Source organism: Halobacillus sp. BBL2006 (assembly GCF_000786645.1).
Taxonomy (GTDB): Bacteria; Bacillota; Bacilli; order Bacillales; family Halobacillaceae; genus Halobacillus.
Genome location: NZ_JRNX01000803.1, coordinates 1 through 566, shown reverse-complemented (window position 1 = coordinate 566; position 566 = coordinate 1). Strand labels below are relative to the sequence as shown.

Annotated in this window: 1 protein-coding gene; it reads left to right on the top strand. The window is 40.6% G+C overall.

Annotation, left to right across the window (positions count from 1 at the left end; genetic code table 11):
* A partial coding sequence (locus LD39_RS19850; protein WP_035552509.1) for a glutamate--tRNA ligase occupies nucleotides 1-566 on the top strand: 566 nt, incomplete at both ends.

The window sequence follows — 566 nt, the reverse complement described above, 5'->3', positions numbered from 1 at the left end:
CAAGCATTCGAATTCGAGTTCCTGAAAATCATACGTACAAGTTTAATGACATTGTACGCGATGACATTACATTTGAATCAAGTGATTTCGGTGACTGGGTCATTGTGAAAAAGAATGGAACGCCTACTTACAATTTTGCAGTGGCTATTGATGATCATTTGATGAATATTACGCATGTACTTCGCGGTGAAGAACATATTTCTAACACACCGAAGCAAATGATGGTTTATGAAGCGTTTGGGTGGGAACCGCCTAAATTCGGCCATATGACTTTGATCCTGAATGAAAACCGTAAGAAACTAAGTAAACGTGATGAACATATTCTTCAGTTCATTGAGCAATATAAAAACCTGGGTTACTTACCGGAAGCGCTGTTTAACTTCATTACTTTGCTTGGCTGGTCTCCGGTTGGCGAAGAGGAGATTTTCACTCAAGAGAAGCTTGTCGAAATCTTTGATGCAGATCGTCTTTCCACCTCACCGGCAGTCTTCGACCCTGCGAAACTTAAATGGATGAATAACCAGTACATCAAAGCAGCAGATTTTGACCGAGTGGTTGAATTGACT